Raw genomic sequence first — 19,464 nt, 5'->3', positions numbered from 1 at the left:
CGTTTCGAAAGGACAACGATGGGGCGACACAGCGTGGCCGAGGAGCCGGTGCCGCATCCCCTCGACCCGCCGAAGCGGCTTGAGGGGCGCGGCGAGGCGACCGGTTCGCACCGGATCGTCGGGAAGAAGGCCCCGCGACGCCGCATCGCCAAGTGGCCCATCGCCTGCCTGGTCCTCGTGGTCCTGGTCGCGATCGGCGTGTTCGGCTGGAACTGGGCGGACGGGGAGCTCAACACCCGTGCCGAAGCCCAGGCCAAGGCGTGCAGCGCCGGTGACACGCCGATGCGGATCATCGTCACCCCCAGCATCGAGAAGCCGCTCCGGGCGGCGGCCGACCGGTGGAACAACGCCGCGACCGTGGTCCGCGACCACTGCGTGATCATCCAGATCGACGCGCTGCCCTCCGCTTCCGTGCTCGACGGCCTCGTCGGACGGACGAACCTGGACTCCATCGGCGGCCTCCCCGCCGCCTGGATCCCCGAGTCCTCCTACTGGGTGACCGAGCTGAACACCGCGAAGCCCGAACTGGTCGGTTCGCCCGCCCAGTCGGTCGCGACCGCGCGATCGGCCGACTACCCGCTCGTCGGACTCGCCGGCAAGAGCATCGACGAGGTCCAGATGCGCGCCTCGCAGACGTTCCGGCAGTTCCTGCAGCAGCCCGCCCAGCAGGCCGACTTCGCCGCCGCGGGCATCAAGGCCACCTGAGAGTTGAAGGGCGCTTTCCCCGCATCGCATGCGGGGAAAGCGCCCTTCGCCGCGTGAGACGCGGGGAAAGTCCCCTTCAGCTAGACCAGGTCGAAGGTGTCCGGGTCCGGGCCGGTGCGCGTTCCGTTGTCGAACTCGGCAAGAGCGGCGAGGTCGTCTTCGGCGAGTTCGAAGTCGAAGACGTGGAAGTTCTCGCGGATCCGGGACGGGGTCACGGATTTCGGGATGGCCACCGTGCCCAGCTGTAAATGCCAGCGCAAGACCAGCTGCGCCGGGCTCTTGCCGTACTTGGCCGCGAGCGCGGTCAGGGTCGGGTCCGAGAGCAGCGATCCCTGCGCGAGCGGGCTCCACGCCTCGGTGACGATGCCGTGCTCGGCGTGGAACTCCCGCAGCGCCTTCTGCTGGAGCCGGGGATGCAGCTCGATCTGGTTGACCGCGGGCACGATCCCCGTCTCGTCGAACAGCCGCTTCAGGTGCGGGGCGTGGAAGTTCGACACCCCGATGGCCCGCGCCCGGCCGTCGGCGTAGAGCTTTTCCAGCGCCCGCCAGGTTTCGACGTACTTGCCGCGGGTCGGCATCGGCCAGTGGATCAGGTACAGGTCGACCCGGTCCAGGCCCAGCTCGGCCAGGCTGGCGTCGAACGCGCGCAGCGCCTCGTCGTAGCCGTGGCCGGGATTCGGCAACTTGGTGGTGATGAACAGTTCGTCGCGAGGCACACCCGCCGAGCGGATCGCCTCACCAACGCCTGCTTCGTTCCGGTACGACGCGGCGGTGTCGATGCTGCGGTACCCGGCCTCGATCGCGGTCCGGACGACCTTGGCCGTGTCGCCCGCGGGCACCTGCCAGACGCCGAAACCGAGTTGGGGGATGACTACCTCGTTGTTCAGGACGACGGAAGACACGGCCATGGAAGAAGAATCCTCACTGGTCTGCGGCAGGGTTTCCTGCCCCGCATCATTCCACCCCGTGCCGGGCATGCGCGCGCAGATACTCCGCCGTGGCCGTGTCGGCGGGGAAGAACGACTCGATCACCAGCTCGGCGACCGTGATGTCCAGCGGCGTCCCGAAGGTGGAGACCGTGCTGAAGAAGGTGAGATCCACCCCGTCGTGCCGTAGCCGTAGTGGGACGAAGATGTCGCCCGGACCGGGGACCTCCACCTCGGGGGCGGGATCGTCACACGGATAGGTGAGCAGCTCCTCCAGCAGCTCGGTCAGGACCGGGTCAGCCGTCTGGGTCACCTGGCGCCGCAGCCTGCCGAGCAGATGGGCGCGCCACTCCCCCAGATTCAGCACGTACGGCGCCATCCCCTCCGGGTGCAGGGTCAGCCGGAGCACGTTGACCGGCGGCGTCATCAAGGTCGGCGAGACCAGGCCGGTCATGATCGACACGCTCGCGTTGGCGTCGACCAGGTTCCACCCCCGGTCGACGACGGCGGCCGGGTAGGGCTCGTGACTGGTCATCAACTGCCGCACCGCCTGGCGGACCGCCGCCAGTTCCGGGTCACCCAGGCCGCTCTCCGGATACGCGGGCGCGAAGCCCGCCGCCAGGAGCAGCTGGTTGCGTTCCCGCAAGGGCACCTCCAGATGTTCACCCAGCCGCAGCACCATGTCACGGCTGGGCTTGGACCGGCCGGTCTCCACGAAACTCAGGTGCCTGGTCGAGATCTCCGCGGAGATGGCGAGATCGAGCTGGCTGATCCGGCGGCGGTCACGCCATTCCCGCAGCAGTTCGCCGACGGGGCGGCCCGCGCGGGCGGGCGTCAAAGTGGTCGTCACGATCACGAACCTACGGCCAAGGGTGCCGGGCCGCCATTACCTCACGCGTAATCGACGGGACCCACCTTCACCGGACAGAGTTGCGGCATCGGTTACCCACCAAAGAAAATGGAGCCACCATGTCGGACATCCAGCGCGTCGCCGAGCAGTACATCGCCGTGTGGAACGAGACGGACGCGGACAAGCGCCGCACGCTCATCGCCGAAGTGTTCACCGAGGACACCGCCTACACCGACCCGCTGGGCGCGGTCACCGGGCACGACGGCGTCGACGGTTTCATCGCCGGTGCGCAGGCCCAGTTCGCGGGTTTGAGGTTCAGCCTGCCGTCGATCCCCGACGCGCACCACGACATCGCGCGGTTCCAGTGGTACCTCGGCCCGGAGGGCGCGGAAGAGCCGCTGGCGATCGGCTTCGACGTCATCACCGTCGAGGACGGCCGGATCAAGCAGGTGCTGGGCTTTCTGGACAAGATGCCCGGCTGACGCTCAGGCGAAGGCCTCCGGCGGCGGGCAGGAGCAGACGAGGTTGCGGTCACCCGCGGCCCCGTCGATCCGCCGCACCGGGGGCCAGATCTTCGCGGCGGTGAAACCTGCCGGGAAGACCGCGATCTCCCTGCTGTACGGGCGATCCCACTCCCCGGCGAGGCAGCGCGCGGTGTGCGGGGCGTTGCGCAGCGGGCTTTCGGCCACCGGCCACTCCCCCGCGGCGACCTTCTCGATCTCACCGCGGATCGCGATCATCGCGTCGCAGAACCGGTCGAGTTCGCCGAGATCCTCGCTCTCGGTGGGCTCCACCATCAGGGTTCCCGCGACCGGGAAGGACATCGTCGGCGCGTGAAGCCCGTAGTCGGCGAGCCGCTTGGCGACGTCGTCGACGGTGACACCGGTCCGCTTGGTGAGCGCGCGCAGATCGAGGATGCATTCGTGCGCCACGAGTCCCTCGTGTCCGAAGTAGAGCACCGGGTAGTGCTCAGCGAGGCGCTTGGCGACGTAGTTGGCGTTCGCGACCGCGGTCAGGGTCGCACGCCTGAGGCCCTCGGCGCCCATCATCCGGATGTAGGCCCAGGAGATCGGCAGGATCGACGCGCTCCCCCACGGCGCGGCGCTGATCGGGCCCACGCCGGTCGCCGGGCCGGCGTCCGGTTGCAGCGGGTGGTTCGGCAGGTACGGCGCCAGATGCGCGCGGACGCCGATCGGGCCGATGCCGGGACCGCCGCCACCGTGCGGGATGCAGAAGGTCTTGTGCAGGTTGAGATGCGAGACGTCGGCGCCGAACCTGCCGTACTGCGCGACCCCGATCAGCGCGTTCAGGTTCGCTCCGTCGACGTACACCTGGCCGCCCGCGTCGTGCACCAGCGCGCAGACCTCGCGGACGGTGTCCTCGTACACGCCGTGTGTCGACGGGTAGGTGATCATGATCGCGGCCAGGTCGTCCGCGTGCTCGTCCACTGTGGACTTGAGGTGGCCGACGTCGATGTTGCCCTCGTCGTCACATTTCACGACGACCACGCGCATCCCGGCCATCACCGCGCTGGCCGCGTTCGTCCCGTGCGCGCTCGACGGGATCAGGCAGACGTCGCGCGCCGCGTTCCCGCGTTCGCGGTGGTAGGCGCGGATCGCCAGCAAACCGGCGAACTCGCCCTGGCTGCCGGCGTTCGGTTGCAGGGAAACCGCGTCGTAGCCGGTGATCCCGGCCAGCCAGTGCTCCAGATCCTTGACGATGGACAGCAGCCCGGCCGCGTCCTCGGCGGGTGCGAACGGGTGCAGTCCGGCGAACTCGGGCCAGGTGATCGGCTCCATTTCGGCCGTGGCGTTGAGTTTCATCGTGCACGAGCCGAGGGGGATCATGCTGCGGTCGAGCGCGACGTCCTTGTCGGACAACGCCCGCAGGTACCGCAGCAGCGCGGTTTCCGAGCGGTGCGCGTGGAAGACGGGATGCGTCAGGTACTCGCTGGTGCGGCGCAGGTCCGGCGGAAAACCGTCGGCGGTGTCCGCGTCGAGCGAGTCCACATCGGACACCGCGACGCCGAACGCCTTCCACGCCAGGGAAAGGTGCTCACGGGTCGTCGTCTCGTCACACGCGACGGCGACGTGGTCCGCGTCCGCCAGCCGGAGGTTGACGCCGAGTTCCCTGGCGGTGCCGACGACACTGGCCGCACGGCCGGGAACCGCCACCATGACGGTGTCGAAGAACTCGCAGTGCACGACGTCCACACCGCTCTCGGCGAGCCCGGCCGCGAACACCGTCGCCATCCGGTGCGCGCGGTTCGCGATGGCACGCAGGCCTTCGGGACCGTGGTACACCGCGTACATCGACGCGATGACCGCCAGGAGCACCTGCGCGGTACAGATGTTGCTGGTGGCCTTCTCGCGGCGGATGTGCTGCTCGCGGGTCTGCAGCGCGAGCCGATAGGCGAGCGCGCCGTCGGCGTCCTTCGAGACGCCGACGAGCCTGCCGGGCAGCTGCCGTTCGAGACCTTGCCGAACGGCGAGGTACGCGGCGTGCGGGCCGCCGAAGCCCATCGGCACACCGAACCGCTGCGTCGACCCGACCGCGACATCGGCGCCGAGCTCACCCGGCGACCGCAGCAGGGTCAAGGCCAGCGGATCCGCGGCCATCACCACGGCCGCGCCCAGCGCCTTGGCCTCGGCGATGGTGTGGTCCCATTCGCGGACGACCCCGGACGCGCCGGGATAGGACAGCAGCACGCCGAAGAAATCGCCACCGAGGCCGAGCCCGGTGATGCCCTGGGACAGGTCGGCGGTCACCAGTTCGATGCCGAGCGGTTCGGCGCGGGTGCGCAGGACCTCGATCGTCTGGGGCAGGGTGTCCTCGTCGACGACGAACCGGTTCGACTTCGACTTTCCGGCGCGGCGGACCAAGGTCATCGCCTCCGCCGCCGCGGTCGCCTCGTCCAGCATGGACGCGTTGGCGATCGGCAGGCCGGTCAGATCGGCGACCATGGTCTGGAAGTTGAGGAGGGCTTCGAGGCGGCCCTGCGAGATCTCCGGCTGATACGGCGTGTACGCGGTGTACCAGGCCGGGCTCTCCAGCACGTTGCGGCGGATCACCGGCGGGGTCACGGTGTCGTGGTAGCCGAGGCCGATCATCTGGATCATCGGCCGGTTGCGCGCGGCCAGTGCGCGGAGTTCGGCGAGCGCGCCGGTCTCGGTGGCGGGCGGCGGCAGGTCCGGCGGTGTCGCGGATTCCCGCAGCGACGCGGGGACGGCCCGCTCGGCCAGTTCGTCGAGCGACGAGACGCCGACGACGTCGAGGATGCGCGTGAGTTCTTCGGAACCTGGTCCGATGTGCCGGTCCGCGAAGGGGGTTCCGGATTCGAGAGCGGCCAGTGAAACAGGCTCCATCGGGGACCTCCCAAGACGCGGGGGTGAGGCCGGGACGATTGTCCTGGCCCTCCCCACTCTGTCCGTACCCCCGTGGGGCGCCTGAGAGTTTCGCCCGTGGGTTGAGTCGGGCTTGCACCGTCGGCGGAGCCGCCAGGGGATGACCTGACGACTCACTTTCCAGAGGCGTCTAGTCCGCGCGGTCCAGGGTGCCTGAGAGGTTCCGGGGAGGACTTGCTCCTTCGGCGCCGAGCTCTTATCGGCTCGGTCTCTCCCGCGCGGATTCGTCGACCGCGGAAGTGAGCCTACCTTGCCGCTCGCGCGGCTTCATGATCAGCCGGTGCGACGTGCGTTACGGCGCTGCGTGAGCTCATCCGGCGTGACGGTTTCGATCGTGCCGCCGTCGGCGCGTTCCGCCTGGAACTCGTGGATGGTGCCGCTGATCTCCTGCATCGCACCGCTGACGGCGATGCCGAAAACGCCCTGGCCGCCTTGCAGTAAATCGACGATCTCTTCGGGCGAGGTGCACTCGTAGACGGTGGTGCCGTCGGAGAACAGGGTGACCCTGGCGAGGTCGCGGACACCGCGCAGGCGCAGGTGATCGACCGCGACCCGGATGTTCTGCAACGAGACACCTGTATCCAGCAGCCGCTTGACGACCTTCAGGACGAGAATGTCCTTGAACGAGTACAGCCGTTGCGAGCCGGAGCCGTGTGCCGTGCGGATACTCGGCGCGACCAGCTTCGTACGGGCCCAGTAGTCGAGCTGCCGGTAGGTGATCCCGGCGATCTGGCAGGCGGCGGGACCGCGGTAGCCGACGAGTTCGTCCGGGAGGGAAGAGTCGGGGAACAGCTCGCCCTGCTCGCCGTCTGCGACCGGAACGAGCGGCTCTTGAGGGCTACCAGCCTCGACCACGCCATGCCTCCCCTCGCCCGACCTGGCGGCCGGCGAACAAAGCCGCGCGGACCCATGTGAGTCCGCACCGGAGTCAACCGTCAAGACGGATGCCCCAGACATCCGAATCACACCTTGGCGATTTACCTCCATTGACGGTAAGCGCGTCCGGCAAAGCGGTCAACGCGACGCGCGGTCAACCTCAAGTCCTTCTTGAGGCTTGCCAGGAACAGTCCCCCGTTCGGCCGCACGCTTGCCAGTTTTACTCAGCCGTGTTATTTTTTACTCATGCAAGTAACTCCCTCTACCGAAAGCGCCGCGAGCGAGGTTCAGGCGGAGCTCGGACTGTCGGTCACCGAGACCGCCCGCCGGGCCCAGATCGTCGGCGCCACCATCGCGACGATCTCCGATCTCGGCTACCACAAGACGTCCTTCGCGAAGATCAAAGAACGGGCCGGGCTGTCCAGCACCCGGATCATCTCCTACCACTTCACCAACAAGGCCGGCCTGATGCAGGCCGTGGTCACCACCGCGACCGGGATGAAGGACAAGTTCCTCGAGGAGCGGATCCAGGGCACGACCGACCGGGCCGGGCTGCTGCGCGGCTACATCGAGGCGGAGATCGAGTTCCTCGGCTCGTACCCGGAGCTGGTGCGGGTCATGGTCGAGATGGCTTCGAGCGGTTCGGACGCGGAGGGCTGGTTCATGTCCGCGCCGATCGTCGAAGAGTTCCGCACCGGCAGGCTCCAGCGTCAGCTGCGGCAAGGCCAGGAAGAAGGCGCTTTCGGCGACTTCGCGCCGGACGTGATGGCGCTGTCGATCGCGCAGGCCATCGACGGCGTCGCCGCGAAGTTCGCGACGGACCCGAAGCTGGACCTGGACCGGTACGGGCGGGAACTGGCGGACCTGTTCACCCGGGCCACCGCGGCTCGCGTTTAGTCCTCTAGTTGCGCTCGTGGAGCTGAAGAGCCCGGCGGATGAGCCGGAACCAGAGGCACCACCAGTCACAACGGTGGCGGGTGAGCCCTTCCCTCTGCTCAGCCGAAGAAGCACCTTCCCAAGTACATGAAGGCCCCCTTCCTTGCGCCAGGCGCAGGGTCCCGGCAAAGTCGCAGAGCTGCTGGTCAGCGCTGCTCTTGGTAATCCGGGCTTGATATCGCTAGTGCCCGAAAGGGTCGAGCGGGGAGGATTCCGGACGTTGAACGTCCGGAATCCTCCCCGCTCAGGGGGCTCCGCAACCGGTGTGACCCGTGACGGTGAAGGAATGGGGACACTCAACGTCCCGATTCCTTCATCGTCAGCCTCACGCAGGCGGCGAATAGCCGCCTGACCTGCAAGATCTCGACTTTGCCGGGACCCTGCGCCTGACGCAAGGAAGGGGGCCTTCATGTACTTCGAACGGGCAAGGGCTCCCCGCGCAGAGCTCACCGACTCGTTCCCAATGTCGCATTTGAGACGCTGAGCGTCTCAAATGCGACATTGGGAACCCCACCGGCCGCCGGTGAACCACCGCAAGTACGAAGAAGGGGCGGCGCCACCGGCGCCGCCCCTTCTTCAAGATCTCGCGATACGGATCAGGTGTCCGCGCCGCGGAAGTCCTCCGGCGATACGGAGTCGAGGAACTCGCGGAACTTCTCGACCTCGTCCTCCTGCTCATCGGGGATGATGAGGCCCGCTTCCTCCAGCACCGCGTCCACGGCGTGGATCGGGACCCCCACCCGCAGTGCCAGCGCCACCGAATCGCTGGGCCGCGCCGAAACCCGGATGTCCCCGTCGAAGACCAGCTCCGCGAAGAACGTGCCTTCCTTCAGGTCGGTGATGACGACCTGTTCCAGCTCGCGGCCCAGTGCCCCGATGACCTCTTTGAGCAGGTCATGGGTCAGCGGTCGGGCCGGGCGGACTCCCTGCTGCTCCAAGGCGATGGCCGTGGCCTCGACCGAGCCGATCCAGATCGGCAGGTAGCGCTCGCCTTCGGTTTCCCGTAGCAACAAGATCGGCTGATTCGCGGGTAGCTCCACCCGCACGCCGACGACGCGCATCTCGCTCATCGGGCTTCGCCTCCCTCTCGTGCGCACGGGCTGCAACGCTTGTCTCGACGATCAAGCGACGGCAATCCCGACGCTACCCGTCTTCCGAGCGCTGTGCTCGCTGTCTCCGACATCCTCGGTTCGCTCGCGGCAAACCCAACTCTCACGGTACGGCATTGGGTGCCGAACATTCAGTCATTGACAAGTGGCCTCACAACGGTTCCCGGTCCTCGAAACCGGTCAACCGCCCGTGACGGCCCGTATTCCGGCCTTCACCAAGAGCGTATGTAACGCCACGGTCAGTGCGGCGAGCTCGCGGACGACCTCGTCGCCCCTCGCCTGGGCGTCCTCGTCACGGTGCCGATACACCGGAGTCACGATCTGCTCCAGCAGGCCGACCTCGCGGTCGGCCGCGGCCCGGAAGGCACGCAGATGTCTCGGCTCGATACCGAATTCGGTCATCGCTTTCACGGTCTTCGCCACGAGGACCGCGTCGGGATCGAAGAACCCCGCCGCACCTGGGCGGACGAGACCGTATTGCCGCAGCTCAGCCAGGGTGGCGGCGTCGATGCCTGCCTGGCGGAGCAGATCTTCCTCGGTCAGCCTGATCTCGCGATCGCATTCGAAATCCCCGGGGGACGGCAGTCCACCGTTCTCCCCCGGGGTGTCGAGCGAAACGAGTTTCCGCGGCGGCTTGGGCACCTCCGCCGAGAGCGCGGCACCCTGATCCGCCGCGTCCAGCTGTTCCTTGATGACCTTCAGCGGCAGGTAGTGATCCCGCTGGGCGGACAGGACGAACCGCAACCGCTCCACGTCCGCCGGAGCGAACTGCCGGTACCCCGACGGGGTCCGGCCCGGCTGGACCAGACCTTCCGCCTCAAGGAACCGGATCTTGGAGATGGTGACATCGGGGAAGTCGCCGCGCAGTTGTGCCAGCACGGCCCCGATGCTCAACCCATCGCGCTGCGACGCATCCCGATCAGGCCGCCCGGCCGCCGTCACTGTGCCCCCTGGCCCCCGGAACCCGGACCGGTCAGGAAGACCAGGCGGAACTTGCCGATCTGCACCTCGTCGCCACCGGCGAGAACGGCCTGGTCGACCGGCTCGCGGTTGACGTAGGTGCCGTTGAGGCTGCCGACGTCGATGACGACGAACTCGCCACCCTCACGGCGGAACTCGGCGTGCCGCCGGGAAACCGTGACGTCGTCGAGGAAGATGTCGCTGTCCGGGTGCCGTCCCGCACTGGTGGTGTCGCGGTCCAGCAGGAAGCGCGAACCCGCGTTCGGGCCCCGCTTCACGACCAGCAGCGCGGAACCCGCGGGCAGCGCGTCCACACCCTGGACGGGGGCCTCGGCAGCCGGAGGAGCCTCAGTGCCTTCGACGTCGGCCAGGAAGTCGGCCCGGAAGACAGAAGTCCGCTCCGGAGACTGCTCCGGGGGAACGCCGGGCCCGTCGTTCGTGCTCACCTGAGCTCTCCTAACGCATGTGTGTTGCCACTACTCAAGAACGTGCAGAGGACAAACGTACCGTGCCTGATCGAATCTCCGGTCCGCGGCTCCCCCTACTCGGACCCCAGCGCCGCGGCCTGCGGCTATTCCTTGATCAGTGCCTGGTACGCCTCGGCCTCGAGCAGGGATTCGACCGTGCTCGCGTCGTCGAGACGGAGCTCGATCAGCCAGCCCTCACCATAGGGGTCGCTGTTGATCAGCTCGGGCGACTCGGTCACCGCGTCGTTGACCGCGACCACCTCGCCGTCGAGCGGGGCGAACAGCTCCGAAACGCTCTTGGTCGATTCGACCTCGCCGAACGCGTCGCCGGAGCCGACCTGCTTGCCGACCTCCGGCAGGTCGACGAACACCACGTCACCGAGCTGGTCCTGGGCGTACTCCGTGATGCCCACGCGCACGAGCGCTCCGTCGCGCACGGAGACCCACTCGTGCTCTTCGGTGTAACGCAGTTCTTCTGGAGTGGACAACGCCGCTCCCCTTTCTGCTGCCCTCGCTCGAAACCGACGCGCGCAGTTTCGCATCCCGCCGGGGCGAGCGCCCGGCGCCTCCCGGAAGCTAGTCGCGATCGGCTGTTCGCAGGGCCCGGATCGTCTGGACGACGTAAAGCACGCCCGAATAGACGTACAGGACCGCACCCCACGCCGTGAAGGCGTAGCCGATCGGGCGGGCGATCGCGGCGATGTCGGAACCACCCTGGGTGAGCAGCAGGAGCGGGAAGGCGTACATCAGCACGAAGGTGGCGCCCTTGCCGATGTAGGTGACCTCCGGCGGGGCGAACCCGCGATGCCGCAGCAGCAGCACGCAGACCCCCAGCACCGCCTCGCGGACGACCAGCGGGACCACCACCCACCACGGGACGATGTCGCGGATCAGGAAGGCGATGAGGATCGCGAGGATGTAGAGCCTGTCCGCGGCGGGGTCGAGCAGCTGACCGAGCCGCGACATCTGGTTGAGCCAGCGGGCGAGTTTGCCGTCGAGCCAGTCGGTGAGCGCGCTGAACACGAGCAGCGCGAGCGCCCAGCCGTCCTCCTTCGGGCCGAGGAGCAGCCACAGGAAGACCGGCACTCCGGCGAGCCGGAGGATCGAAAGCATGTTGGGAACGTTCAGGGCCTGCCGCAGCAAAGAAGGCTCTTCGCTGGTCACGCTCGGTTCGGGGGGCGTACTCACCCGCTCAGCCTATCCAGCGGTGGCAGCTTCTCCCGCGTCAGCTGGCCCGGGTGTGGCTCCAGCCGCGGCGTTGCAGGTCCGCGCTGGTCAGCGCCACGGGCCTGCCCCGATGGTCGGTACCCATCCAGCGGGTGTGGCCGGTGGAACTCTCCAGGACGTACGGGCGGCCGCCGCACCAGACGACGGTGCACGGTGCCGTGGGTGGCAGGTCCGCGCTCGCCGGTGCGGTGGCCTCGAATGACGCGGGATCGTTCTGTTCGTCGGTCTTCATCGCTCTCACGGTTTCGGTGACGGGGACTTGGGACACGCCGGAGCGCTACCTTTGTTTTCGGCAGAACAGGGCCTGGCGTTAACGACCCGGCGCCGGATTCGTCCGATCGGTTCGCGACGACAGCGGGGTGTTGTCGCGTTGTGAACGGCATGTTAATCGTCCACAATGGACAGTGATCGAGCAGTCCTCGCGTACCGCCGCGCCGTCGGCGCGATAACCTCCCGCGAATCGAACGTGGCTCAATGCCACGGCATCGGGCTCGCCCAGGCCAGAATGGGCAGGCCAGGAACGGCCGACGAAAGGATCGCCTTGCCCGTCTCGACGACCACGGGAACGTGGCGGCGCCTGTTCGCGGCCTGTGCCGCCGCGGGAGCGCTCGCCGCCTGTTCGGGCGAAGATCCGCCACCGCCTGTCACCTCCATGTCGGTCTCGCCGCCCACAGTCCCTTCGAACGTGACCAGCGCGTCGGTACCGCCGATCCCTTCGCAGACCGCGCCGAGTCCGTCCAGTGCCCCGAAAGCCGCCACCGAACCCAAGCCCGCTGAACCGGTACAGGGTTCGTGCGGGACGGTCACCGCGGCGAGCGGGTTGACCCTCCAGGTGCTCAACGGGCCCGGGGTCTCCTGCGCGGACGCGACCGGGGTCGTCGGCTCGTTCCACAAGACGATCGCCGGACGCCAGTCCGCGGGCTCGGACGAGCCGGTCAGCGAGACCGTCGACGGGTGGCTGTGCGTCTCCGGCGCTCCCGCCGCCCAAGGCGGCACCAGTTGCAGCAAGGGCGAGCAGAACGTGTTCGCCGCCGTCGTACCCGTCGAATGAACCATCCCCGAGAAGAAGGGCCCATGAAGAGCTTCTCCGCACTCCCCGTCTTGCTGGCCGTCGCCGTGCTGAGCGGCTGCGGTGCCGATCCCGCCCCGTCGGCCGCGCCGGCGCCGTCGTCCCCCGCCGCCGAAAAAGCGCCCGCCGGAACACCGTGCGGCGAGGTCACCGGGCTCCAGGGCGCGAAGAACAAGGTCGTCGCGCACGGGAAGACCGACTGCGCCGAAGCGACGCAGGTGCTCACGGACTACTTCACCAAGCTGACCCCCGCCGAAGCCGCTTCGCCGCAGGGCCCCGGGCCGGTGGTGATCGGCGCCTGGACGTGCGGGAGCGGGCCGAACGATCCGGTGACCAGCTGCTCGACCGAGGACGAACGGCAGATCGAGGCGACCCGCTCCTGAACCTCAGCCGCCCCGGACGATCGGGGTCCTGCGGTTCGCGCCGTGCATGGTGCACGCCTCGAACTTCTGCCCCGGGGAGGAGAACCCTTCCCGGGGCGCGGTCACCTTGCCGCAGTTGGCTGTGGTCACTCACGAAGCCGCCGGGCCTTGTCCCGCAGGTAAGCCACCCCGACCCCGATCACCACGCCCAGCATGCCGACCCCGACCGCGCCGATCATGACCACACTCCAGATCAGCGACGACTTCGACCGATAGGCGAACCCGTCGCCGGCGAACACCGTGTCACCTTCGGCGGTTGCGCCGCCGAAGATCCTGCCACCGCCGACGCGCCCGTCGGCGAACCGCCACTTTCCTTTGCAGTACGGGGCCTGACCGTTCACCGGCGATCCCTCCGAGGTACATCCCGATATCTCGATGACCGCGACGTCCTCGCCGGTGCTCAACTCACGCACGTCGTCGCCGACTGCCCACCAGACGGCACCCATCAGGACGAAGAACGGGACCACGGCCATCAACACCTGCCAAAAGATTCCGGCCGCCCTTCGTTTCCCCGACAAGGAGTCCCCTTCTCGCCTACAGCACCAACAACACTTCACGGTCGCGTTCCCCGACGAGCAGGTATCCAGGACGGTAGCCGGGCGGGACCACGAAACAGACCAGGCCCGCGGTGCCGTCGAAAGCGCCCGGAGCACCCGCGCAGCCTTCGACCCGCTCCGGCTCGCCGTGCGCGTCGGCGGACAGCTTCAGTGAGGTATCGCCCAGCCCGGTCGCCTCGACCCGAAGCGCGAGGACCCGGAAATCGCCCAGCCACGCCGCAGCCCCTTCAGGTGGCTCCGGCACGAGACCGGTCACGCGCAGTGTCAGGTCCCCGGCCACGAGGGTCTCCCCCCTCCTGACCGCCGGGGGCTCCCCGGCCTCACGCCCGTACTTCCACAGCTTCAGGTGGGGATCGACCCCCGCACGATAGGCCGTCCCGCCGAAGCCGACCGGCGTCAGCACGACGAACGCGGCCAGGACGACACCGGCCAGGAACGACGGCAACGCTCGCGGCGTCCCCAGCCTGGCCGACAGTGGACGGCGGACCGACCACGCCACGATGACGCCGACCACCAGGAGCAAACCGCCTACTGACATCGCGGCGATCTTCTCCCACGGGTGATGGGCTTCCACTTCGGCGGTCACGCCGCGCACGGACTGCACCCGGTCCGTCAGTGAGGAAAGCCGGGCGACCACGGGCTCCCCGCGGCTGAATTCCGCCCTTACCGGCAGTTCGATCACACGACGGTCTTCGGTGATCGCCTGGACCTCATAGGTGGTGTGCGGACCGTTCTGTCCTTCAGTGGTCGTGGAGTCCACCTCGCTGACCACCGCGCGCACGGCGTAGGTACCGGCCAGCCCCTCGGCGGTCCATCGACCGAGGAAGGCCGCGAGAACCCCCAGAACGACTCCCAGGACGACCAGGCCCGCCACAGCTCGGGCTCGCCGCTCGCCTTCCCGCGACAGTTCCTGGAATATCGCCGATCACCCCCGGACAGTCGCTCCAGGGTAGGCATCGCGCGGACCGGCGGGCACGGGATTTATGCCGACGAGATCATTTCCGGGGATCCTCTTGTCACACCAAGTAAGAGTCGTATAGACTCAAACTATGCTCACCAGGGACGCAGCCGTGACGATGATCGAGAACTCGGTCGACGCGGCCACTCTGTTCGCCAGCCACCGCTACCGCGAATTGGCGGCCGCGCTGCACCCGGACCGCAATCCCGGCGACCCGCGGGCCCATAAGGCGGCCGCCACCCTCAATCGCCTCTATGCCGACTGGAAGCAATCCCGCCATCGAACGGTCACCACCGCGACAGCGGCGTACACCCTCACCCAGCCGCACGCGGTGGGCAGCATCGCGACGACCTATCGCACCACCGGCCCTCATCTGGTCAAAATCGTGCGCAACCCGGCACTCAATCCGCTGATCCACGCCGAATGGGCGGCGTTGCGCACGCTCGACGGCTTCACCGAACGCCACCGCTGGCTGCGCCCGTACTATCCGCGACTGCTCGACACCTCGGGTCCGGTGGCGCGGGGCGACCGCGCGTTCAGCGTCCTCGATCCGCTCGTCGACGGGTTCATCACCCTCGCCGACATCGCTAAGGCCTACCCGGACGGTCTCGACGGCCGCGACTACGCCTGGATGCACCGGCGTCTGCTGCGCGCGGTGGCGGGCGCGCACCGCGCGGGTGTCGTCCACGGCCATCTCACCGCGGACAACGTGCTGGTCCACCCCGAGCAGCACGGCATCGTCCTGGCCGGCTGGTCCTTCGCCGTCGAAGACGGTGCGCTCCCCCTTGCGGCCGACCAGTCCCTCGACTACCCGCCCGAGGTCCACAAAGGACTACCGATGACCGCGGCCACCGACGTCCACATGCTGCACAGCCTGATGCTTTCCCTGCTGGCACCACAGGAAACCCGGCAACGCGAGTTCGCGACGTGGTGCACCCAGGAATCCCCGGGACGGCGGCCCGACGCCGCCGATCTGCTCGACGAGTACGACGACCTGCTCGGCGAGCTGTACGGGCCCCGCACCTTCCGACCGTTCATCATCCCCGAGACAGGAGTTTGACCATGGGACACGGACACTGGGACGACAACGCCTACGCCGCCGCGAAGACCTTCCGCGCGGCCAAGGGCGAGGACGATTTCGGCTACAGCGCCGGTCTTCGCAAGAAGCCCGCTTCCACGTGGAAGGCCGCACGAGCACTCGATCCGGCGAACGCCGTCCGCGAGTGCCGGGATTCGGCCGACCACGCCGATTCGACGCCGATCGCGGTGCTGTTCGACGTCACCGGCTCGATGCGCCGCGTGCCGCGGATCATGCAGGGCAAGCTCGGCAAACTGCACGGCCTGCTGAAGCGCCGAGGCTATCTGACCGACCCGCAGGTCCTGTTCGGCGCGATCGGCGACGCCGACAGCGACCGGGTCCCGTTGCAGATCGGGCAGTTCGAATCGGACAACCGGATGGACGAACAGCTGCGCACGATCTTCCTCGAAGGCGGTGGCGGCGGCCAGAAGAGCGAGTCCTACGAACTGGCCGCGTACTTCATGGCCCGGCACGTGGTCACCGACGCGTGGCAGAACCGCGGCCGCAAGGGCTACCTGTTCATCATCGGCGACGAGCTGAACAAGCCCGCGCTGGAGGCCCGCCACATCCGCCGGGTGCTCGGTGACGACGTGCGGGAGGACATCGATCCCGCTTCGGTGTACCGGGAGCTGGCCCGCAAGTGGCACGTCTACTTCGTGCTGCCGAACCAGTCGTCGTACTACAACGACCCGGAGATCGGCGAGCACTGGAGCGGCCTGCTCGGCCAGAACTTCCTCAAACTCGACGACCCCGGCGCGGTGTGCGAACTGATCGCGGCCACGATCGGGCTGGAGGAACAGGTCGTCGACGTCGATCGGGCTCTCGCCGACCTCACGGACGTCGGTTCGGTGGCCGAGAGCAGGGCGGTCGGCAAGGCACTGGCGAAACTGGGTACCAGGACTGTCGTGACCTCGGCGGTGCCCGAGCTCGCCGGCCCGGACGACGTGGTGCTGCGGTGAACCTCCTCGACGGACATGTGGTGGTGGTCGGGCTCGGCTTCGGCGACGAAGGCAAGGGAGCCGTGGTCGACGCGCTCTGCGCCGACCGGCCGACCACCGCCGTCGTCCGCTTCAACGGGGGTGCGCAGGCCGCGCACAACGTCGTCGCGAACGGACGCCATCACACCTTCAGTCAGTTCGGGGCGGGCACGTTCGCCGAGGTGCCCACCCACCTTTCGCGGTTCGTGCTGGTCGAGCCGTTCGCGTTGGCCGCCGAAGCCCGGCAGCTGGAAACCGTCGGCGTCCGGAATCCGCTCTCGCTGCTGAGCGTGGACGGGCAGGCGCTGCTCACGACCCCGTTCCACATCCACGCCAATCGGGCGAGAGAGGAGGCGCGCGGCGCGAAACGGCATGGTTCGTGCGGGAAGGGCATCGGCGAGACCGTCTGGTACTCGCTGTTGCCCGGGGCCGCGCCGGGCGATGTGGTGGAGAGCCAGGAGGTGCTCGGGACACCGGGTGACGCGCCGACGGTCGCGGACTGCGCCCGGCCGTCGGTGCTGCGGCGCAAGCTCGACGCGCTTGCCCGGTTCTACGCCCCGCTCGCCACTTCGCCGCACAGCGTGGACGAACTGGTGGCGCTGTACCGCGATTTCGCGGACGCGGTGCGGATCACCGACAGCGGCGAAACGGGTCGGCTCGCGGATTCCGGGCGGCTGGTTTTCGAGGGAGCGCAGGGGGCTCTCCTCGACCAGCATCACGGGTTCCACCCGCATACGACCTGGTCCACCACCACCCCGCACAACGCCCGCGAACTACTGGGCGGGCGCCCGCACGCCGTACTGGGTGTCACGCGGACCTACCTCACCCGGCACGGCGCGGGGCCGCTCCCCACCGAGTCCGCCTCCGTGCTCGCCCGGTTCCCCGAGGCGCACAACGACACCGGTGAGTACCAGGGCGCGTGGCGGGCGGGCGATCTCGACGAGGCGCTCCTGGACTACGCGATCGCGGTCTGCGACGGCGTGGACGCGCTCGCGGTGACCCATCTCGACGCGACCGGCCTGCGGGTCGTGCCCGATGACGGTCACGTCGCCGTCGGGCTACCGGATCCGCTGGCGTGGTTCGGTGCCCGGCTGCCGGTGGCGGTCGCCGGGTACGGCCCCGACAGGGCCGGTTACCGGGTCGCGGAGGCAAGGTCGACAATCAACGCGTGATCGAGTCGACGCCGGTGTCCGTGGACGTGCTGGTGGTGAGGTTCGCTCCCGGCACCAGAACCGTGCTGCTGGGAGTCGCGCCACGAGCCGCCGAGCCCTTCGAAGGGGAACTCGCCCTGCCCGGGGTGCTGCTCGGGCGCGGGGAGCGGTTGCGGGAGGCGGCGGGCCGGGCGGCCGTCACCAAGCTCGGACTGCCGCCGGACGCGCTTTCGGCGACGGGGCAGCTCACCACCTTCGACGAGCCGAATCGCGATCCCCGGGGGCCCACGCTCTCCATCGCCTTGTGGGCCACCACGGATCCCGCGCTCGACGATCCGGGGAACGTGGTGTGGACTCCGCTGGACGCGGTCCCGCCGCTGGCGTTCGACCACGACCGGATCGTGGCGGATTGCCGTCCGCTGCTGGCCGAGCGGCTCTGGCGGGACGTCGCCTTCACCGCCGGGCTGCTGGGACCGACCTTCACGACGGCACAAGCCCTCGACGCGACCGAAGCGCTGACCGGAGACCGTCCCTATCCGGCCAATCTCGGCCGGATCATGGAGCGGGTCCCCGGGTTGCGGCGGACCACCGAGCACGCGGCCGCCCTCCCCAAGGGAGGACGGCCGCCTTCGCTGTGGCGCTGGGAGTGACGGATCAGATGCCGCAGGAGGACGCCGACCAGAACCGGCTGGACCGGTGCGCCACATGCGTGTGATCGTTGTGGCCGGGGTAGCCCGGGCCGAGGATCTCACTGAACCCGTGGTTGCGGGCCTGCTTCGCCAGCCCGCAGAAGCCCTGCGCGCCGGCCCCGAGGTCGACAGCGTCCCCGTAGAGGTGACGGCTGTTGGTCGCCCCGCCGACCGCGTTGTTGCAGGCGACGCTGCGGAAGCCGCCGTTCACGTCGATCGGCCGGTCGCCCATGGCGTGCCGCATCGCCTGCAGCTTCCACATCGACACCAGCGCGTTGGCCTTCGCCGTCGCGGGTGAGACGTTGCCGCCCGACCAGTCGGAGTTGCAGCGGTTCAGTTCGGCGTAGGTGAAGTTGACCGGCGTGCAGTCGTCGTCCTGCAACGCGTAGAGCTTCGTGAACGTGGCCGATCCGGCGATGCCGTCCGCGCCCAGCCCGTACGCCTGCTGGAACCGGGTGACCGCGGCCTTGGTGCCCGCGCCGAACTGGCCGTCGATGGCCAGCACGCCACCGTAACCGGGGTAGCCGGCCACGCGGATCTGCAACTGACGGACGTCCTCACCGGACGCGCCCTCGGACAGCGTGCGTCCCCAGGAGTAACAGGCGTCGGCGGCGGCCACGTCGCCCGCCGTCACCGGACCCGGATCGGCGGCGGCCGGAGCGGCCACCGCGGTACCGAGCCCGGCCACCAGGGCGAGCATCGGCAGTAAAAGACGAATGCGCATGACAGGAACACCTTTCAAGGCAGGGAAGGTGAGAGACCCGTGACCCCCACGGGTTGTCAACGATTCACTGCCTCGGAGCCTAACGCGGTTCCGGATGTCACGCTGTGGGTCGTTCGACCCACAGCGACGGTCGTGGAGGCTTCAGTCCGTGAAGGACTCCTTGCCTACTCTCAAGGTAGGGAAGGAGGCCTTCGCTACCTCGCCATCGGCAGTCCCTCACCCACCGCACGGGCGCGTGAAGGCCCCCTTCCCCTTGGGTTCTAGTGGTGGTTGCAACACCTGACTTGTTCAGGGGTTGTGTTGTTCGAGATCCGTCAGACGCGGTTGCCTCAGGGGCCGCGGAAGCTGCTCGCCGAGCGGCGGGCTTATCTTGATCTTG

General features: G+C 68.6%; 24 protein-coding genes and 1 riboswitch. Of the genes, 9 read left to right on the top strand and 15 right to left on the bottom strand.

What is annotated here, in order from left to right:
* The first annotated feature begins 18 nt into the window (after positions 1 to 18).
* Positions 19 to 705: a hypothetical protein gene (locus ACLARN_RS11405; protein ID WP_409491311.1), complete on the top strand. Its 687-nt coding sequence runs from the start codon at positions 19 to 21 to the stop codon at positions 703 to 705.
* A gap of 80 nt (positions 706 to 785) precedes the next feature.
* On the opposite strand, the gene ACLARN_RS11400 is transcribed toward ACLARN_RS11405, so the two are convergent.
* Together ACLARN_RS11400 and ACLARN_RS11395 are read right to left on the bottom strand one after the other, a co-directional pair.
* Positions 786 to 1,613: an aldo/keto reductase gene (locus tag ACLARN_RS11400; RefSeq protein WP_409491310.1), complete on the bottom strand. Its 828-nt coding sequence runs from the start codon at positions 1,611 to 1,613 to the stop codon at positions 786 to 788.
* Between the two features lie 46 nt (positions 1,614 to 1,659).
* A complete protein-coding gene (locus tag ACLARN_RS11395; protein WP_409491309.1) occupies positions 1,660 to 2,487 on the bottom strand; it encodes a helix-turn-helix domain-containing protein in 828 nt (275 codons plus the stop codon).
* Between the two features lie 113 nt (positions 2,488 to 2,600).
* Between ACLARN_RS11395 and ACLARN_RS11390 the strand changes: the two genes are divergently transcribed.
* Positions 2,601 to 2,963, top strand: coding sequence for a nuclear transport factor 2 family protein (locus ACLARN_RS11390; protein WP_409491308.1), 363 nt, complete (start codon positions 2,601 to 2,603; stop codon positions 2,961 to 2,963).
* Positions 2,964 to 2,966: 3 nt separating this feature from the next.
* Here ACLARN_RS11390 and gcvP read toward each other — a convergent pair whose 3' ends face one another.
* Both gcvP and ACLARN_RS11380 read right to left on the bottom strand, forming a co-directional pair.
* Positions 2,967 to 5,846 (bottom strand): aminomethyl-transferring glycine dehydrogenase, encoded by a 2,880-nt coding sequence (gene gcvP / locus ACLARN_RS11385; protein ID WP_409491307.1) that lies wholly within the window; start codon positions 5,844 to 5,846, stop codon positions 2,967 to 2,969.
* A 169-nt stretch (positions 5,847 to 6,015) separates the two neighbouring features.
* Positions 6,016 to 6,112: riboswitch (glycine riboswitch) on the bottom strand.
* Between the two features lie 46 nt (positions 6,113 to 6,158).
* Positions 6,159 to 6,740: a MerR family transcriptional regulator gene (locus ACLARN_RS11380; protein WP_076162065.1), complete on the bottom strand. Its 582-nt coding sequence runs from the start codon at positions 6,738 to 6,740 to the stop codon at positions 6,159 to 6,161.
* Between the two features lie 267 nt (positions 6,741 to 7,007).
* Between ACLARN_RS11380 and ACLARN_RS11375 the strand changes: the two genes are divergently transcribed.
* Positions 7,008 to 7,658 (top strand): TetR/AcrR family transcriptional regulator, encoded by a 651-nt coding sequence (locus ACLARN_RS11375; protein WP_409491306.1) that lies wholly within the window; start codon positions 7,008 to 7,010, stop codon positions 7,656 to 7,658.
* A 635-nt stretch (positions 7,659 to 8,293) separates the two neighbouring features.
* Here the strand turns inward: ACLARN_RS11375 and ACLARN_RS11370 are convergent.
* From ACLARN_RS11370 to ACLARN_RS11340, 7 genes are all read right to left on the bottom strand, one after another.
* The gene (locus ACLARN_RS11370) at positions 8,294 to 8,767 is read right to left on the bottom strand and encodes a bifunctional nuclease family protein (protein ID WP_005150031.1); all 474 of its coding nucleotides are present in this window, start codon (positions 8,765 to 8,767) and stop codon (positions 8,294 to 8,296) included.
* 219 nt (positions 8,768 to 8,986) lie between these two features.
* The gene (locus ACLARN_RS11365; RefSeq protein WP_409491305.1) at positions 8,987 to 9,748 is read right to left on the bottom strand and encodes a MerR family transcriptional regulator; all 762 of its coding nucleotides are present in this window, start codon (positions 9,746 to 9,748) and stop codon (positions 8,987 to 8,989) included.
* Positions 9,745 to 10,212, bottom strand: a complete 468-nt coding sequence (garA, locus tag ACLARN_RS11360) for a glycogen accumulation regulator GarA (protein ID WP_076162071.1) — start codon at positions 10,210 to 10,212, stop codon at positions 9,745 to 9,747. Before garA ends, ACLARN_RS11365 begins: the two co-directional genes overlap by 4 nt.
* A 125-nt stretch (positions 10,213 to 10,337) precedes the next feature.
* Complete coding sequence (gcvH, locus tag ACLARN_RS11355; RefSeq protein WP_409491304.1) at positions 10,338 to 10,721, bottom strand: glycine cleavage system protein GcvH; 384 nt, start codon at positions 10,719 to 10,721, stop codon at positions 10,338 to 10,340.
* An 88-nt stretch (positions 10,722 to 10,809) separates the two neighbouring features.
* Complete coding sequence (locus ACLARN_RS11350; RefSeq protein WP_409491303.1) at positions 10,810 to 11,421, bottom strand: CDP-alcohol phosphatidyltransferase family protein; 612 nt, start codon at positions 11,419 to 11,421, stop codon at positions 10,810 to 10,812.
* Positions 11,422 to 11,458: 37 nt separating this feature from the next.
* Entirely contained in the window at positions 11,459 to 11,692 is a 234-nt protein-coding gene (locus ACLARN_RS11345) for a hypothetical protein (protein ID WP_409491302.1), read from the bottom strand.
* 239 nt (positions 11,693 to 11,931) lie between these two features.
* On the bottom strand, positions 11,932 to 12,300 hold the full coding sequence (locus ACLARN_RS11340) for a hypothetical protein (protein WP_409491301.1): 369 nt from the start codon (positions 12,298 to 12,300) through the stop codon (positions 11,932 to 11,934).
* Between ACLARN_RS11340 and ACLARN_RS11335 the strand changes: the two genes are divergently transcribed.
* Positions 12,293 to 12,511, top strand: coding sequence for a hypothetical protein (locus ACLARN_RS11335; RefSeq protein ID WP_409491300.1), 219 nt, complete (start codon positions 12,293 to 12,295; stop codon positions 12,509 to 12,511). The genes ACLARN_RS11340 and ACLARN_RS11335 overlap by 8 nt on opposite strands.
* Positions 12,512 to 12,534: 23 nt before the next feature.
* Positions 12,535 to 12,912 carry a hypothetical protein gene (locus ACLARN_RS11330; RefSeq protein WP_409491299.1) on the top strand — a complete coding sequence of 126 codons (378 nt, stop codon included), beginning with the start codon at positions 12,535 to 12,537 and terminating at the stop codon, positions 12,910 to 12,912.
* A gap of 3 nt (positions 12,913 to 12,915) precedes the next feature.
* Here ACLARN_RS11330 and ACLARN_RS11325 read toward each other — a convergent pair whose 3' ends face one another.
* From ACLARN_RS11325 to ACLARN_RS11315, 3 genes are all read right to left on the bottom strand, one after another.
* Positions 12,916 to 13,041, bottom strand: coding sequence for a hypothetical protein (locus ACLARN_RS11325; RefSeq protein WP_409491298.1), 126 nt, complete (start codon positions 13,039 to 13,041; stop codon positions 12,916 to 12,918).
* Complete coding sequence (locus ACLARN_RS11320) at positions 13,038 to 13,424, bottom strand: hypothetical protein (RefSeq protein WP_409491584.1); 387 nt, start codon at positions 13,422 to 13,424, stop codon at positions 13,038 to 13,040. Before ACLARN_RS11320 ends, ACLARN_RS11325 begins: the two co-directional genes overlap by 4 nt.
* 61 nt (positions 13,425 to 13,485) lie before the next feature.
* Positions 13,486 to 14,382, bottom strand: coding sequence for a hypothetical protein (locus ACLARN_RS11315; RefSeq protein ID WP_409491297.1), 897 nt, complete (start codon positions 14,380 to 14,382; stop codon positions 13,486 to 13,488).
* A gap of 175 nt (positions 14,383 to 14,557) precedes the next feature.
* Here ACLARN_RS11315 and ACLARN_RS11310 point away from each other — a divergent pair, with 175 nt between their 5' ends.
* The 4 genes from ACLARN_RS11310 to ACLARN_RS11295 are packed head-to-tail and all read left to right on the top strand — an operon-like array spanning position 14,558 to position 18,322.
* Entirely contained in the window at positions 14,558 to 15,526 is a 969-nt protein-coding gene (locus ACLARN_RS11310) for an adenylate cyclase (RefSeq protein ID WP_409491296.1), read from the top strand.
* A gap of 2 nt (positions 15,527 to 15,528) precedes the next feature.
* The gene (locus ACLARN_RS11305; RefSeq protein WP_409491295.1) at positions 15,529 to 16,503 is read left to right on the top strand and encodes a hypothetical protein; all 975 of its coding nucleotides are present in this window, start codon (positions 15,529 to 15,531) and stop codon (positions 16,501 to 16,503) included.
* Positions 16,500 to 17,693 carry an adenylosuccinate synthetase gene (locus tag ACLARN_RS11300; protein ID WP_409491294.1) on the top strand — a complete coding sequence of 398 codons (1,194 nt, stop codon included), beginning with the start codon at positions 16,500 to 16,502 and terminating at the stop codon, positions 17,691 to 17,693. Before ACLARN_RS11305 ends, ACLARN_RS11300 begins: the two co-directional genes overlap by 4 nt.
* Complete coding sequence (locus tag ACLARN_RS11295) at positions 17,690 to 18,322, top strand: NUDIX domain-containing protein (protein ID WP_409491293.1); 633 nt, start codon at positions 17,690 to 17,692, stop codon at positions 18,320 to 18,322. Before ACLARN_RS11300 ends, ACLARN_RS11295 begins: the two co-directional genes overlap by 4 nt.
* Positions 18,323 to 18,326: 4 nt before the next feature.
* On the opposite strand, the gene ACLARN_RS11290 is transcribed toward ACLARN_RS11295, so the two are convergent.
* Complete coding sequence (locus ACLARN_RS11290) at positions 18,327 to 19,085, bottom strand: D-Ala-D-Ala carboxypeptidase family metallohydrolase (RefSeq protein WP_409491292.1); 759 nt, start codon at positions 19,083 to 19,085, stop codon at positions 18,327 to 18,329.
* Positions 19,086 to 19,464 lie beyond the last annotated feature (379 nt).

The sequence above is a fragment of the Amycolatopsis sp. cmx-11-12 genome, assembly GCF_046269425.1.
In the GTDB taxonomy this organism is placed as follows: Bacteria; Actinomycetota; Actinomycetes; order Mycobacteriales; family Pseudonocardiaceae; genus Amycolatopsis.
Note: the sequence above shows the minus strand (reverse complement) of the source record. Positions and strands in the feature narration are given on the sequence as shown.

Excerpts from the sequence above, each read along its gene's own strand:
- ACLARN_RS11405 (WP_409491311.1), top strand. The coding sequence starts at position 19 with ATGGGGCGACACAGCGTGGCCGAGGAGCCGGTGCCGCATCCCCTCGAC.
- ACLARN_RS11400 (WP_409491310.1), bottom strand. The coding sequence starts at position 1,613 with ATGGCCGTGTCTTCCGTCGTCCTGAACAACGAGGTAGTCATCCCCCAA.
- ACLARN_RS11390 (WP_409491308.1), top strand. The coding sequence starts at position 2,601 with ATGTCGGACATCCAGCGCGTCGCCGAGCAGTACATCGCCGTGTGGAAC.
- gcvP (WP_409491307.1), bottom strand. The coding sequence starts at position 5,846 with ATGGAGCCTGTTTCACTGGCCGCTCTCGAATCCGGAACCCCCTTCGCG.
- ACLARN_RS11375 (WP_409491306.1), top strand. The coding sequence starts at position 7,008 with ATGCAAGTAACTCCCTCTACCGAAAGCGCCGCGAGCGAGGTTCAGGCG.
- ACLARN_RS11370 (WP_005150031.1), bottom strand. The coding sequence starts at position 8,767 with ATGAGCGAGATGCGCGTCGTCGGCGTGCGGGTGGAGCTACCCGCGAAT.
- ACLARN_RS11345 (WP_409491302.1), bottom strand. The coding sequence starts at position 11,692 with ATGAAGACCGACGAACAGAACGATCCCGCGTCATTCGAGGCCACCGCA.
- ACLARN_RS11330 (WP_409491299.1), top strand. The coding sequence starts at position 12,535 with ATGAAGAGCTTCTCCGCACTCCCCGTCTTGCTGGCCGTCGCCGTGCTG.
- ACLARN_RS11320 (WP_409491584.1), bottom strand. The coding sequence starts at position 13,424 with ATGGCCGTGGTCCCGTTCTTCGTCCTGATGGGTGCCGTCTGGTGGGCA.
- ACLARN_RS11310 (WP_409491296.1), top strand. The coding sequence starts at position 14,558 with ATGCTCACCAGGGACGCAGCCGTGACGATGATCGAGAACTCGGTCGAC.
- ACLARN_RS11305 (WP_409491295.1), top strand. The coding sequence starts at position 15,529 with ATGGGACACGGACACTGGGACGACAACGCCTACGCCGCCGCGAAGACC.
- ACLARN_RS11290 (WP_409491292.1), bottom strand. The coding sequence starts at position 19,085 with ATGCGCATTCGTCTTTTACTGCCGATGCTCGCCCTGGTGGCCGGGCTC.